Below are 14,215 nucleotides of genomic sequence, written 5' to 3'. Positions count from 1 at the left end.
TGTCGTTCTCATAACTAGAACGAAACTATTATAAATTAAAACTAACATTTATGTTTAAAGGACATCCTAAAGGAATGATTGCTGCAGCATTAACTAATATGGGGGAACGTTTTGGCTTCTATATAATGATGGCAATCTTAACACTATTTATTTCTGCTAAGTTTGGATTATCAGAAACAACAACAGGATACATTTATTCTGCATTCTATGCCTCAATATATTTATTGGCATTAGTGGGCGGTAGAATTGCCGACAAAACAAAAAATTACAAGGGCACTATTTTTACTGGTCTTATTGTAATGGCTTTGGGGTATGTAATGATTGCTATTCCAACTCCAACTCCTGTACCTAATCAAGCTTTATATTTAGGTATCACTTGTTTTGGTTTATTCGTTATTGCTTTTGGTAACGGATTATTTAAAGGAAACTTACAAGCTCTTGTAGGTCAGATGTACGACAAAGATGAGTATAGAGATAAAAGAGAATCAGGTTTTCAGTTGTTCTATATGTTTATCAACATTGGTGCTCTTTTTGCTCCTTTTATTGCTGTAGGTGTTAGAAACTGGTGGTTAAAGACAAATGGTTTCCTATATAATTCATCTTTACCTGAATTATGTCACGAATACGTTGGTCATGCTAAGGCAGGTACCGAAATGCTTCCTGAGAGATTAAATCAGCTAACTACATATGCAAAAGAAGTAATGGATGGTGGTAGTGTTACTCCTGAACTAGGATCTTTTGTAAACGATTACTTGAATGTTTTCAGTGTTGGTTTCCAGTATGCATTTATGACTGCTATTGTAATGATGGCTGTTTCTTTGATTATTTATTTAGTTAATAAATCAAAGTTCCCTGATATGTCTGCCAAAGCTAATAATGGTGATAAAGAAGGACCATCGAAAGAAGAAATTCAAATGGATATTAAAGAAATTAAACAACGTGTTTACGCTCTTTTCGCTGTATTCGGAGTTGTTATTTTCTTCTGGTTTGCTTTCCACCAAAACGGATACTCTTTAACTTACTTTGCAAGAGATTATATTGATTTAAGTGCTATTAAAATGGACTTAGGCTTCACTCAAATTATTGGTGCAGAAATCTTTGCTGCTGTGAACCCAATATTTGTTGTATTCTTAACTCCTGTAATTGTATGGTTCTTTGGATTTTTAGAGAAAAAAGGTATTAACCTTTCTACTCCTAAGAAAATTGCTTTTGGTATGGGAATCGCAGCTTTGGCTTATGTATTCTTAATGGTATACTCTTTTGCAGTACCAACTAAAGCTGAATTAGCTGGAATGACTCCTGAAGCACTTGAAGCGATTAAACTAACCCCATGGATTATGGTTGGTTTATATTTCATATTAACGGTAGCTGAGTTGTTTATCAGTCCTCTTGGAATTGCTTTCGTAGCAAAAGTTGCTCCTCCTCACATGCAAGGAATTATGCAAGGTGCTTGGTTAGCTGCAACAGCTTTAGGTAACTCAATCCTGTTTATTGGTGGTATTTTATATACAAACAGTCCAATGTGGTTAACATGGTTCGTATTTGTTGCGGCTTGTGCCCTTTCAATGTTTGTTATGCTTGCTATGGTTAAGTGGCTTGAAAGAGTTGCTAGCTAAGCAAATTGAAAATATATTTTAAGGAAGCCGTCTCATTTTGAGGCGGCTTTTTTATGCTCTAAACTCAACAGTGGCTTATTCTATTATGCCATCAATAAAATCAAATAGAATTCCTACATCCTATTTCAGACTAAAAGGTATTTTATATTATATTTGTTTATTCAAAACAATTCTAAATAAAATACATGATTGAAAAGCTTAAAAAACGTTGGGGTATTACTTCTAACATCCAGTTAATTTTAATTCTCATCGTATTCTCAATAACCGGTAGTCTTTCGGTAATGGTTCGAAATCCAATTTTTGACTATTTCTCTATAGGATCAGATACCAATATTCTACTTCGCATACTTTTAAGTATTCTAATTATTACACCTACATATCAGGTTTTACTTTTGATTGTAGGAACTGTATTTGGACAGTTTAGATTCTTTTGGAACTTTGAGAAAAAGATGATTAGCCGATTCTCCAGAAAAAAGAACAAACCAGTAAACGAAACTCTATAATTATACCTCACGATAAGTCTATGAACAAAGAACAAATTGCAGATAGATTCAAAGAACTTCAAGACCGAATATGCAAAGTTTTGGAAAATACAGATGGTAAATCTAAATTCCAGGAAGACAAATGGGAACGTGAAGGTGGCGGAGGAGGTCGCAGTAGGGTAATTAAAAATGGAAATATCATTGAAAAAGGTGGTGTTCAGTTTTCTGCTGTTCATGGCATATTACCAGATAAAATAAAAGACAAACTAAAACTTAGTAATGAGAATTTCTTTGCTACAGGTGTCTCTTTAATTATGCATCCTGAGAATCCGCATGTGCCAATTGTTCATATGAATGTTCGTTACTTTGAATTAGAAGATGGAACTTTTTGGTTTGGCGGAGGAATTGATCTTACCCCAATTTATATAGATAAAGAGGAAGCCAAAGAATTCCATACGAAATTAAAAGAGGTTTGTGATCGTCATCATCCTGAATTCTACAATAAATTTAAGCCTTGGGCTGATGATTATTTCTACCTACCGTTTAGAGAAGAAACTCGTGGTATTGGAGGTATATTCTTCGATCATTTGAATGGTGCTAATGGCATGAGTAAAGAAGAACTTTTTAGTTTTGTGATGGATGTTGGTAATTTATTTGCACCTCTTTATTGTCATATCATAACTAAAAATGCGAACAAAGCATACTCTGAACAGGAAAAAGATTGGCAATTGCATCGTCGTGGACGATATGTAGAATTTAATTTGGTGCTGGACAAAGGCACTAAGTTTGGATTGGACACCAATGGAAGAACAGAATCCATTTTGGTAAGCATGCCTCCAGAAGTAAAGTGGACCTATCAATATGAAATCAAAGAAGGCTCAAAAGAAGAAGAAACAATCCAACTGCTAAAGAAAGGAATCAATTGGAAAGAACAAATCTGATTTCCATTTGTTGTATCATATAGCAGAAAAAATATTAATTTAACAGAGGAAACAGGTACTATTGTTTCCTTTTTAATTTCGATCGAATAGCTATTACTATGCCTAAAAAAACTACTGTTCTTCTTCTAAACCTGGGAACACCTAAAAGTCCCAGTGTTTCAAATGTTCGCACCTATCTTTTCGAGTTTTTAAACGATCGTAGGGTTATTGATATCCCTTGGTTGCTTCGTAAAATTTTAGTAAACCTGATTATTGTTCCTTTTCGAGCAAAGGGATCATCGAAAATATACAAGCAATTGTGGACTAAAGAGGGCTCACCTTTGATGATTTATGGTGAAAAGGTAAAGACATTACTGCAAAAAGAATTAGATGAAAACTATACTGTAGAATTGGCAATGCGCTATCAGGAACCATCAATGAAAAAGGTTTTAGAAAAAATAAGATTAGACATGCCTGCCAAATTGGTCATTTTACCAATGTATCCTCAATATGCTTCATCAACCACTGGCTCGACTTACGAGAAAGCTATGGATATTATTAAAAGTTGGGAGGTTATTCCAGAGATTAAATTTGTAAATCAGTTTTTCGATCACGAAGGTTATTTGGATACAATTGCTGACAATGCCAACAAGCATGATTTAACTGAATTTGACCATTTTGTATTCTCATATCATGGCTTACCCATTAGGCAAATAAACAAGGTTCATCCTCAGCTCGATTGTCATACCTGCAATTGCCATAAAAAATTTAAACCTGAAACGGACTATTTTTGCTATAAATCTACCTGTTTTGAAACAAGCAGATTACTGGCTGAAAAACTCAATATTCCAAAAGACAAGTACACGGTTGCCTTCCAATCGCGATTGGATAAAAATTGGCTGGAACCATTCTCGGATAAAGTAGTTGAAGAGCTGCCTAAAAAAGGAGCTAAAAAACTAATGGTATTCAGCCCTGCATTTGTAGCAGATTGTTTGGAAACAACCATTGAAATAGGAATGGAATATGCTGAAATATTTGAAGAAAATGGTGGTGAAAAATTGGTATTGGTGGAAAGTTTAAACGATCATCCAAAATGGATAGCAACACTTAAAGATCTTGTTCTAAACTAAATCAGTATTCAAACCACTTGAGCAGTGTTACCCAAACATCTTGGGAAATACTGCCCAAACATCTTGAGTAGTGTTACCCGAGCTACTTGGGAAGTAGTACCCAAACATTTTGGGAAGTATCCCCCAATCAACTTGAGTAGATTACTTTTTCTTTTCTAAGAATCTTCTATCTGATTTAATCTTATAATTCTTTTCTTTCCATGTTTCATCCAACCAACCTGAAACTGCATCTGGTCTGTTGTCGAACTTGGAAAAGAATGGTTTGATATCAAGCAATGGTGTTCCATCTAAAATATCAACATCCTCAACATGCAGAATATTGTCTTCAATACCAACAAGCCTTACAGTTGACATCCCAATTGCATTCGGACGACGTGGAGCTCTAGTGGCAAACAATCCATGTATAACATCATCCATAAAAGGTTTTACCTGTAAATCGTATCCATTCGATTCATGCAAATGATACAGCAAAATAACATGAGAGAAAGATTCCAGGTCCATTAATCCTTCCACATATTCAGGATTGAGCTCAACCTTTGCTTTTATACCCGTTGCACTTAAAGGCTGAATTGGCATCCCCTCACGAGAAAGGTGCGGCGTACGAATTGTTCCTATTGGCTTAAAAGTTATTTCTGTCATGTCATAGATTTCTGATCAGATAAATTTAATAATATTCCACAAAATAAAAGAGGTTGACCTCGATAAACGAAGCAACCTCTTTAGTGCGCCAAGAACTCTTATGATAGAGTATTGTTATTTAAGCCTTCACAAACTTTTGAGGCTTGATCATTCTTTCAGGAGAAAGAATTTCGTCTAACTTCTCCTTACTCAATAATCCTTCTTCAAGAATTAAATCGTAAACACTTCTGTTTTCTGCCAAAGCTCTTTTAGCAATACGAGAAGAAGCTTCATATCCTAATGTTGGATTAACAGCTGTTACAATTCCGATGCTGTTTAATACCATTTCTTTACAATGTTCTTCGTTAGCAGTAATTCCTTCAATGCAACGCTCTTTTAATGTTGCCATTCCATTCTCCAACATTTCCATTGATTCAAGAATCGCACGAACCAATACAGGCTCCATTACATTCAACTGCAATTGTCCTGCTTCTGCAGCAAATGTAACAGTCAAATCATTACCAATAACTTTATATGCAATCTGATTTACAACCTCAGGAATTACAGGATTTACTTTTCCTGGCATGATAGATGATCCTGGTTGCATTTTTGGCAAGTTAATTTCGTTGAATCCACAACGAGGACCAGAAGAAAGCAAACGTAAATCGTTACAAATTTTCGACAATTTAACTGCCAAACGCTTAACTGCTGATGAATACATTACATATGATCCTGTATCTGGAGTTGCTTCAATCAAGTTACCAGCTAAAACAATATCCAGGTTGGTGATATCACGCAAGTGTTTCACACACTTATCTGAATATTCAGGCTCTGAGTTGATACCAGTTCCAATTGCAGTTGCTCCCATATTTACTTCAAGGAACAATTTAGCATTCTGATTCAATCTCTCAATTTCCTCTTCAAGTGTTACAGCCCAAGCTTCAAACTCTTGTCCTAAGGTCATTGGAACCGCATCCTGAAGTTGAGTTCTACCCATCTTCAAAACATCCTTGAATTCTTCTCCTTTAGCGCGGAATGCTTCAATTAGGCTTTTTAATCCAGCAACTAAATCCTCATTCATCAAAATCAATGCAATTTTAATTCCTGTTGGATATGCATCATTTGTTGATTGAGATAAATTAACGTGATTATTTGGATGACAATGATCGTACTCTCCTTTTTGGTAACCCAAAATTTCCAATCCTCGGTTAGCAATAACCTCGTTCACATTCATATTGGTAGAAGTACCTGCTCCACCTTGAATCATATCAACTGGAAAATTCTCGTGAAATTTACCATCAATAATCTCTTCACAAGCTTTAAGAATAGCATCGGTTGTATCTGTAGCCATCAAACCAAGCTCGTTATTCGCTTTGGCTGCGGCCCATTTCACCATTGTTAAACCTTTAATAAACTTAGGGTAAGCACTAAGTTTAACTCCGCAAATATTGAAATTTTCAATTGCTCGTAAAGTTTGAATACCGTAATAAGCCTCTTCAGGAACTTCTTTGTATCCAATTAGGTCGTGCTCAGTTCTTGTTTTCATTGTGTGATTATACTTTTTGCCTGACTCCTTAGTAAATTTTGAAATATCCCCTTTTCAAAATTTAAGAATGCCATTGCATGAATAATTTGTGTTTGTTTGTGGGAACAAATGTATAAGAAGAAAGATTTTTTACCGAAGAAAAAAGTAAAAATTAGCACTTACCATAACCATTCACTCAAACAGCTATTAATCTACATGTTACACATATAAAAACAACAAAAACAAGAACCTAACATGTATGTTTTTCAACAGAAAACAAACGTTTCCGTAAAAAACCTGATCAGAAAATTCTGATCTATTCAAATTCATTTTCATTCGGCTCAATTTCCGAAATTGGTTTTAAGTTTTCTGGAATCTCTTCGTTAACTTCATCTGTAAAAAATGGGAAAACATCCATGATTGGACTTTCCGTAATTGCGGGAATCTCGAAAGGTACAATCATATCGCTTAAACAGTCTTCCAAAAACTCATAAGCTTCTTTTACATTGTTCGCTTCAGCCAACATATATTGGTTTGCCTTCTTCTCTTTTCCTGATGCTTCATCAACATCTACAAAACTAACTTTTGCTTTATACCAGCGATCTCCATTTTCGTTTGGATACAATTCTACAACATTAGATTTACTAATATTGGTAACATTAAATTCACCACTTATCATTTGCTCCAATTCTTTGTGAATTCTCGCTTCAGCTTCGGTAAACGACATTGCATCTACCAAATATGGCTCAGATACTTTCTTTTCTTTACCCGATACTTCGTCAATTTTAACATATTTTACTTTGCACTCGAACCAATTATTTGTCATGATATAGATGTTTAAATTTTTAAAGGATAACAAAGATAAAGGATTTGAAATCCTATGAAAATAAATAAGGTCGACAAAATGCCGACCCTATCCTCTATTTTCTTTTACTATGTATTATTCAGGATTTTACACCCTATATTTAAATGGTTGTTATTTTACTCCCCAACTTTTATTTGGCAACTCTCCCATTTCCAATTCAATAGTTGCTCCATTCATCAAATCTTCATGTGTAAACCATGGTTTTTCAAGTACTTTACCATTTAGCTTGGCAGATTGAATGTATTTATTTCGTTTCGAACAATTGTTCGCAATCATGGTAAAGCTTTTACCGTTTTCTAAATTGATCTTTACTTTCTCGAAAAGAGGGCTTGTAATTGTATAAACAGGCAAACCTGGAGTCACAGGATAAAATCCCATTGAAGTAAATACAACAAATGCTGTCATTCCTCCACCATCTTCATCACCTGGAATTCCAAAAATATTATCCTTAAACCAAACATCTAGCAAAAAGCGAGTCCACTTCTGTGTTTTCCATGGTGAATTGGTATAATTGAACAAATATGGAATGTGAAAACTTGGTTCATTACCCATTGAAAACTGCCCTACTAATCCAGTAGCATCAGGTAGTTTTGCCCAAAATTCAAACTTACTACGACCTAAATCTTCACGAAACATTTGGTCCAAATTGGCTTCAAACTGTGAAGTTCCTCCCATTAATGAGATCAATCCTTCAACATCATGTTGTGTTTGCCACAAGTAGGTCCAACCATTATTCTCATCGTAATACGATCTGGCTCCCATACCACCATCAAATTTTGGATCAATATCAATCCATTTGCCATTCCCGTCTTTAGGCAAGAACATTTTCTTTTCAGGGTGCCATAAATTGATGTAATTCTTTGCACGAGGAATATACTTCTCGTAAACTTTATCCTGTTTAAGCTCTTTTGCCATTTCAGCCAAAGCCCAATCATCGTAAGAATGTCCCAATGTAATAGCTACAGCCTGTCTGTTTTCAAAAGAATGTACTCTGGAGCATGGTTCTTTTTCACCTTCCTTAATAGCAGGGTAAAATCCTTCTCTATGATAGAAATCATCCAACTCACACTTCTCACCATTTCTCCATGGCAACATGGTTGCTTCTTCCGCATTTTTCAGCATTCCTTCAAATGCCTTATCTACATCAAAATTTCGTATTCCTTTCTGATAAGCATCCCAAAATGTAATGGAAGAATGGAATCCATTCATACATGCATGATCACCATATATTACCGGAAATTGTGGAACCCAACCACTTTGCTTATACATATCAACGTAAGATTGCAACATATCGGCTTCCACATCTGGCTGCAAAATCATTCTTAATGGATGCTGAGCTAAATAAGTATCCCAAACCCAATCATCAACATAAAATGGGCGTTCTCCTTTGTGAATCTTATTGTCAAAACCACTAAAATACTTTCCTCCTTCTGAGATATTCGTCATTCTCTCGTAACAACGATACAAAGAAGTATAAAAACTTCGTTTTTGAGCTTCAGTTCCTCCTTCTACTTCAATCTGATTAATAACTTTACTCCAGGCTAGTTCCCCTTTGGCTTGTAATTCCTCAAATGATACATTAATTAACTCAGCCTCATAATTTAATTTGGCTTGATTAACACTAATAAAAGAGGTCGCATACTTTAATTCTACTTCAGACTCAGAATTTTCAGCATAACTTGCCAATAACTTATCATCTTCCAATTCAAACACAGGTTTCCCTGATAAAGTGGCGTACAAGTATATTTTTACATTATCAAATGTTTCTAAACCTGTTATAACATTCTTTTCTGTTTGAAAATTACCATTCTTAAAATAGTGATCGAAATGAAGGTTCTTTTTTACTCCATTAGGATAGATAAATCTGAATATTCCTGTTTTTTCTCCAACTGTATATTCTACTTTTGCTTCAATATCTATCAACTGTGTTGAATAATACCAAGGTCTGGTAACTTCCAGATCGTGATCGTAGGTCAACCTTTCATTCCATTTTTCTGCATTCACATCTCCTACTGATGGTTTTACTGAAAAAGCACTAGCTATTCGATGAGAAACTACATTTAATGGAAATTTTGAAATCTGATCATCCAAATAATCCTTCCTATCAGGATACATTCTTGTCATTTGATTAGGCAACTGAACTGTGGGTCTGGTGGGCTGTAATATATGACCAACATTCCCAATAGTAGGATCTACAAAACCCAACGCTGAACTTTCTTCCTTCTTAATAGAACATGAACTAAAAAAAATAAGTCCAATAAAAGAGGTTAGTACAAATAGTCTCATTCGATAAAAATCTAATTATTAATTCGGCAACTAATATAAAGGGAGTAGATTAACAAGAGGGTTAATGTTAGATTAACAAGTGTTTTTTTTATAAAAACTTTGATAATTCATCAAATTAATCACCAATGAATCGAAATCATCATGATTTAGAAAGAGAAAATTAAGGATATGAAAAAAGGGGAAACAATTTTCATTGTTTCCCCTTTTAGTAGCGAGAGGCGGGCTTGAACCGCCGACCTCGTGATTATGAATCACGCGCTCTAACCAGCTGAGCTACCTCGCCGTTTTGCTTGATTGCGGTGCAAATATAGAATCCTTTTTTGTTTAAAAAAAATCTTTTTTCTGAAAAAAAACAATCATTCCAAGCTGTGCTCATTAAACTATCTGTTATACAGAAATGTTACGCATTAAAAAAAATATTAAAATATTTTTAAAGATAAAGTTGTTCCAATTTCGAGCATAAAAAAAGGGAAACAATTTTCACTGTTTCCCTTTTTTAGTAGCGAGAGGCGGGCTTGAACCGCCGACCTCGTGATTATGAATCACGCGCTCTAACCAGCTGAGCTACCTCGCCGTTTTTCTAATGCGGTGCAAATATAGAATCCTTTTTTGTTTAAAAAAAGCCAATCCCAATTATTTTTTCAAAAAAATATCAAATTACCAAATTTAAAGAATTGTAATTTTTTACTTACCTTATACCATATTGATGACATAAATAGGATTAACAGTATGAGTTTGTATAAAGATTTTGCTTAGTTTTTTATATTTAAATAATTCTTAAGTATCTTTGCGTCAATTTTTAAGTATTGACTTACATCTCACCTTATTAGTGTCGTATTTTAATACATGGAGAGCTTTTTGAAAAAGTAGAGTTCTCCCTATATTTATTATCAAAAAATTTATGCCCCAATCAATGAAAAAATTTGAACTGGAATACGTACTTCAAGCTTCTCAGAAAGTTATTTTCGATAGATTAAGCAGTGCAAGTGGTCTATCTGAGTGGTTTGCTGACGATGTAAATCAAAAAGGAAAAGTTTATACTTTTTTCTGGGATGGCTCAGAACAACAAGCCGAACTGCTATCAAAAAAAGACAATCGATTAATTCGATTCCATTGGTTGGATAGCGAAGACGACGAGAGCTTTTTTGAATTTAGAATTGAAATTGATGCTCTAACCAACGATTTATCATTGATTATTACTGACTTTGCAGAAGAGGATGAAATCGATGAGAGTATTGAACTTTGGGATTCCCAAATTTCAGAATTAAAACATGTATTAGGTATATGATTTTTTAACACATCATATCGCCAAATCCTGAATAAAATAGCTTATTTTTGTAAGCTTGAGAGACCAGTTTCTTCATGTAATTGGTCTTTTTTAGCTTATTGTTTTTACTATTGATGAAATCAGCAATCTATTTTTATTGTTGATATCAACCAAAATATTCTGGAATGAAACGATTACATTCATTTATACTTAAAAGTTTTCTAGGTCCGTTAACCTTTACCTTCTTCATCTGTATGTTTGTTCTCCTAATGCAATTTTTATGGAGATATATCGATGAGTTGGTTGGAAAAGGTTTGGAATGGATTGTTATAGGTGAATTTTTGTTTTATGTTTCGGCAACTCTTGTTCCAATGGCATTACCATTAGCAATTTTACTTGCTTCTATTATGACCTTTGGAAACATGGGGGAAAATTACGAGTTAACCGCAATGAAAGCCGCGGGAATATCATTGCAAAGAATTATGCGACCACTAATTGTTCTTATTATTTGTATCAGTTTAAGTGCATTCTTCTTCGCCAATTACGTAATGCCAATCGCATCATTAAAAACAACTTCCCTTCTTCTCGATATCAAAAAACAAAAACCAGAATTAATTCTAAAGGAAGGTATTTTCACTAATGATTTGCCTGGATTTAGCATTAAAGTTGGTCCAATAGACAAGGAAACGGGAATGATGCGTGATCTTTTGATTTACGATCATAGAAAAGGAAAAGGTGATAGAGGTAATACAAATGTAACTGTAGCTGATTCGGGTACAATGGTGACTTCTGAAGACAAACAAAACATGAAGCTAACTTTGTATAGTGGTAACATGTATGAGGATGTTCGAGAAAAAGTTAGAGACAAGAAACACCCTTCCCGAAGAATAAAATTTGGAGTTTACGAAACCAATGTACCTCTGCGAAGCAATAAATTAAAGCGTGGAGATGAAGATCGATACAACAAAAACTACAGAATGCTTAATTTAAAGCAATTGAGTCATTCAGAAGATTCATTAAGCACTGAACTAAAAAAATACAAGAGCCGTTTCGTAAAAAGTTTACTTGCCAAACATTATTTCAAAAAAGATGTAAGAAAACTTCGATCAGACTCGATCAAAGTAAAAGAACTACTTAAAGAAACTAAAGATGTTGATTCTCTTTTTCAAGTTATTCCAATGACAAAGCAATTAACATCTATTAGTAATGCTTTAACTTTTGCACGAAAAGCAAGGGAAAATTCATCACGAAAAGAAGGTGAGTTTTTGGTAAAAGAAAAATGGATTAAAAAATTCACTAATGAGTGGCATCGTAAATTCACATTGCCATTTGCCTGTATGATATTTTTCTTTATCGGAGCACCTCTAGGAGCGATAATTCGAAAAGGAGGTTTGGGAATGCCAGTAATTATTTCTATTCTATTCTTTATCTTCTACTATGTCATTTCAATGACAGGAGAAAGAGCTGCGAAACAACTAGTTCTTGATCCAGCTCTTGGCATGTGGATATCATCATTAATAATCCTTCCATTAGGGATAGTCTTAACCTATAAGGCAACAACTGATTCGGCTGTTTTTAATATTGAAAATTATATTGATTTCTTTAAAAAGATTAATCCATTGCAATTCTTCAAAAAGAAAAATGCGTAAATTCATTATTTTATACACAATTAGCACATTCTTACTGTTTTCATCCTGCAGCAATAATAAAGCTGTAGGTGAAAATCAAATCTTAAATCTTATAGATAATTGGCATCAGGCAGCAGCTAATGCAAAACTGGACACCTATTTTGATTTAATGAGTAAAGATGCCATTTACATTGGAACAGATCCTGGCGAAAGATGGACAAAGGAAGAATTTCATCAATTTTGCAAACCCTATTTTGACAAAGGAACTACCTGGGATTTTAAGCCTTTTGATCGAAAAATATATCTTTCATCTGATAAAAAAACCATTTGGTTCGATGAACTTTTAGATACATGGATGGGTGTGTGCAGAGGTTCTGGTGTTATCATTATAGAAGATGAACAATACAAAATCTCACATTATCATCTTTCCGTAACCATTAAGAATGAAAGCATAAAAGAGTTTTTACAAATAAAACAAAACTAATATGTTTGATGATTTAAAACCAGATATAGATTACTATATGAGTCCTGATGGATATCGTATTCTCACCAAAAAATATTTAACTGAAAGAGGTTATTGCTGTGGTAATGGCTGCAAACACTGCCCTTATTTTCCAAAACACAACAAAGGTAACAGAACAATAAAAGAGTAAGCTATGAGTTTGAAAATTGTATATATGGGGACTCCTGATTTTGCCGTAGCTCCTTTAGAAGCTCTGTTAAATGCAGGATGTAATATAGTTGGTGTTGTAACCAACCCAGACAAACCTGCCGGTAGAGGTCAAAAAATACAAGAAGCTGCAGTTAAAAAATTTGCCGTTTCAAAAGGATTAAAAATTCTTCAACCTGAAAAATTTAGAAATGAAGAGTTCCTGAATGATCTTAGAGCTCTTGAAGCTGACTTACAGGTGGTAGTTGCATTTAAAATGTTACCTGAAGTAGTTTGGAACATGCCAAAGTATGGAACATTAAATCTACATGCATCTCTTCTACCGCAATACCGAGGAGCAGCTCCTATCAACTGGGCAATTATTAATGGCGATAAAGAAACTGGCGTTTCAACCTTTCTTTTACAGCACGAAATTGATACTGGAAACATTCTTTTTCAAGAAAAAACTAATATTGACGAAAATGACAATGTTGAAGTTATTCATGACAAATTAATGAATATTGGTTCTGAGCTTGTCGTAAAAACAGTAAAAGCAATTGAAGCTGAAGACTACCCTCAAATTCCACAAGAAAGTTTAGATACAGAAACTTTAAAATCTGCACCAAAAATTTTCAAGGAGGATTGCAAAGTAGATTGGAGCAAAAGTATTGATTCTATTCACAATTTAATAAGAGGTTTAAGCCCTTATCCTGCAGCCTGGACTGAATTAATTCCAAATGAAGAAGGAAAAAATATCGGTTTAAAAGTATTTGGAACCAACAAAGAAATTGTTTCGCACCAACATAAAATTGGAAGTCTGCATACCGATGGAAAAAAATATCTGAAAGTTGCTGTTGATGGTGGATATATATCTATTAATATGTTACAACAAGCAGGCAAAAAGAGAATGAATGTAGAAGATTTCCTTCGCGGATTTCAACAAATATCCAACTATCATTTATAATATTTCAAAGGAAGCTTTTAAAAGCTTCCTTTTTTTTCGCTTACCAAAAAAAAAAGAGTTCTCACCAATAATTCTTTTATTTTCGAAAACCTTTTCGTAAATTTTATATAGTGTAATAAGACTCCGAAAAATATTCGGTCCCAACTCCCAAATCACTTCTTACACAAAACTTAAATCACAATTTATCCTCTCATCTCTTTTATAAGAGACTGATTCTATTTTGCGCCTCGGTTAAACATTAAAATTGATCGAATTGCTGTAATAC

Annotated in this window: 13 protein-coding genes and 2 tRNA genes; 9 read left to right on the top strand and 6 right to left on the bottom strand. The window is 34.1% G+C overall.

The genetic code is table 11. The annotated features are described in order from the left end of the window. The first annotated feature begins 50 nt into the window (after positions 1-50). From GCQ56_RS03225 to hemH, 4 genes are all read left to right on the top strand, one after another. A complete protein-coding gene (locus GCQ56_RS03225; RefSeq protein ID WP_152732944.1) occupies positions 51-1,616 on the top strand; it encodes a peptide MFS transporter in 1,566 nt (521 codons plus the stop codon). A gap of 185 nt (positions 1,617-1,801) precedes the next feature. Then, positions 1,802-2,119, top strand: a complete 318-nt coding sequence (locus GCQ56_RS03220) for a DUF6787 family protein (protein WP_152732943.1) — start codon at positions 1,802-1,804, stop codon at positions 2,117-2,119. Positions 2,120-2,139: 20 nt separating this feature from the next. After that, positions 2,140-3,039 (top strand): oxygen-dependent coproporphyrinogen oxidase, encoded by a 900-nt coding sequence (gene hemF / locus GCQ56_RS03215; RefSeq protein ID WP_152732942.1) that lies wholly within the window; start codon positions 2,140-2,142, stop codon positions 3,037-3,039. A 98-nt stretch (positions 3,040-3,137) separates the two neighbouring features. After that, positions 3,138-4,148: a ferrochelatase gene (gene hemH / locus GCQ56_RS03210; RefSeq protein WP_152732941.1), complete on the top strand. Its 1,011-nt coding sequence runs from the start codon at positions 3,138-3,140 to the stop codon at positions 4,146-4,148. Between the two features lie 141 nt (positions 4,149-4,289). On the opposite strand, the gene tsaA is transcribed toward hemH, so the two are convergent. From tsaA to GCQ56_RS03180, 6 genes are all read right to left on the bottom strand, one after another. After that, the gene (gene tsaA / locus GCQ56_RS03205) at positions 4,290-4,787 is read right to left on the bottom strand and encodes a tRNA (N6-threonylcarbamoyladenosine(37)-N6)-methyltransferase TrmO (protein WP_152732940.1); all 498 of its coding nucleotides are present in this window, start codon (positions 4,785-4,787) and stop codon (positions 4,290-4,292) included. A gap of 118 nt (positions 4,788-4,905) precedes the next feature. Next, positions 4,906-6,312, bottom strand: coding sequence for an aspartate ammonia-lyase (gene aspA / locus GCQ56_RS03200; protein WP_152732939.1), 1,407 nt, complete (start codon positions 6,310-6,312; stop codon positions 4,906-4,908). 295 nt (positions 6,313-6,607) lie between these two features. Then, positions 6,608-7,117, bottom strand: coding sequence for a DUF4494 domain-containing protein (locus GCQ56_RS03195; protein WP_152732938.1), 510 nt, complete (start codon positions 7,115-7,117; stop codon positions 6,608-6,610). A 150-nt stretch (positions 7,118-7,267) separates the two neighbouring features. After that, complete coding sequence (locus GCQ56_RS03190; RefSeq protein WP_152732937.1) at positions 7,268-9,442, bottom strand: GH92 family glycosyl hydrolase; 2,175 nt, start codon at positions 9,440-9,442, stop codon at positions 7,268-7,270. A 209-nt stretch (positions 9,443-9,651) separates the two neighbouring features. After that, a tRNA-Met gene (locus tag GCQ56_RS03185) sits at positions 9,652-9,725 on the bottom strand. A gap of 217 nt (positions 9,726-9,942) precedes the next feature. Next, positions 9,943-10,016, bottom strand: a tRNA-Met gene (locus GCQ56_RS03180). A gap of 339 nt (positions 10,017-10,355) precedes the next feature. Here GCQ56_RS03180 and GCQ56_RS03175 point away from each other — a divergent pair. From GCQ56_RS03175 to fmt, 5 genes are all read left to right on the top strand, one after another. After that, positions 10,356-10,730 carry an START-like domain-containing protein gene (locus GCQ56_RS03175; protein ID WP_227005975.1) on the top strand — a complete coding sequence of 125 codons (375 nt, stop codon included), beginning with the start codon at positions 10,356-10,358 and terminating at the stop codon, positions 10,728-10,730. 164 nt (positions 10,731-10,894) lie between these two features. After that, a complete protein-coding gene (locus GCQ56_RS03170) occupies positions 10,895-12,358 on the top strand; it encodes an LptF/LptG family permease (protein ID WP_152732935.1) in 1,464 nt (487 codons plus the stop codon). Continuing rightward, on the top strand, positions 12,351-12,821 hold the full coding sequence (locus GCQ56_RS03165) for a nuclear transport factor 2 family protein (RefSeq protein ID WP_152732934.1): 471 nt from the start codon (positions 12,351-12,353) through the stop codon (positions 12,819-12,821). The genes GCQ56_RS03170 and GCQ56_RS03165 overlap by 8 nt, the downstream gene beginning before the upstream one ends. Position 12,822: 1 nt before the next feature. Continuing rightward, positions 12,823-12,990 carry a DUF5522 domain-containing protein gene (locus tag GCQ56_RS20240; RefSeq protein WP_193323698.1) on the top strand — a complete coding sequence of 56 codons (168 nt, stop codon included), beginning with the start codon at positions 12,823-12,825 and terminating at the stop codon, positions 12,988-12,990. A gap of 3 nt (positions 12,991-12,993) precedes the next feature. Beyond that, positions 12,994-13,950: a methionyl-tRNA formyltransferase gene (gene fmt, locus GCQ56_RS03160; RefSeq protein ID WP_227005974.1), complete on the top strand. Its 957-nt coding sequence runs from the start codon at positions 12,994-12,996 to the stop codon at positions 13,948-13,950. Positions 13,951-14,215: the final 265 nt, after the last annotated feature.

The sequence above is a fragment of the Marinifilum sp. N1E240 genome, from assembly GCF_009295825.1.
Taxonomy (GTDB): Bacteria; Bacteroidota; Bacteroidia; order Bacteroidales; family Marinifilaceae; genus Marinifilum_A; species Marinifilum_A sediminis.
Note: the sequence above shows the minus strand (reverse complement) of the source record. Positions and strands in the feature narration are given on the sequence as shown.

Coding starts and splice junctions, on each gene's coding strand:
- GCQ56_RS03225 (WP_152732944.1), top strand. CDS start 51: ATGTTTAAAGGACATCCTAAAGGAATGATTGCTGCAGCATTAACTAAT.
- GCQ56_RS03220 (WP_152732943.1), top strand. CDS start 1,802: ATGATTGAAAAGCTTAAAAAACGTTGGGGTATTACTTCTAACATCCAG.
- hemF (WP_152732942.1), top strand. CDS start 2,140: ATGAACAAAGAACAAATTGCAGATAGATTCAAAGAACTTCAAGACCGA.
- hemH (WP_152732941.1), top strand. CDS start 3,138: ATGCCTAAAAAAACTACTGTTCTTCTTCTAAACCTGGGAACACCTAAA.
- tsaA (WP_152732940.1), bottom strand. CDS start 4,787: ATGACAGAAATAACTTTTAAGCCAATAGGAACAATTCGTACGCCGCAC.
- aspA (WP_152732939.1), bottom strand. CDS start 6,312: ATGAAAACAAGAACTGAGCACGACCTAATTGGATACAAAGAAGTTCCT.
- GCQ56_RS03195 (WP_152732938.1), bottom strand. CDS start 7,117: ATGACAAATAATTGGTTCGAGTGCAAAGTAAAATATGTTAAAATTGAC.
- GCQ56_RS03190 (WP_152732937.1), bottom strand. CDS start 9,442: ATGAGACTATTTGTACTAACCTCTTTTATTGGACTTATTTTTTTTAGT.
- GCQ56_RS03175 (WP_227005975.1), top strand. CDS start 10,356: ATGAAAAAATTTGAACTGGAATACGTACTTCAAGCTTCTCAGAAAGTT.
- GCQ56_RS03170 (WP_152732935.1), top strand. CDS start 10,895: ATGAAACGATTACATTCATTTATACTTAAAAGTTTTCTAGGTCCGTTA.
- GCQ56_RS03165 (WP_152732934.1), top strand. CDS start 12,351: ATGCGTAAATTCATTATTTTATACACAATTAGCACATTCTTACTGTTT.
- GCQ56_RS20240 (WP_193323698.1), top strand. CDS start 12,823: ATGTTTGATGATTTAAAACCAGATATAGATTACTATATGAGTCCTGAT.
- fmt (WP_227005974.1), top strand. CDS start 12,994: ATGAGTTTGAAAATTGTATATATGGGGACTCCTGATTTTGCCGTAGCT.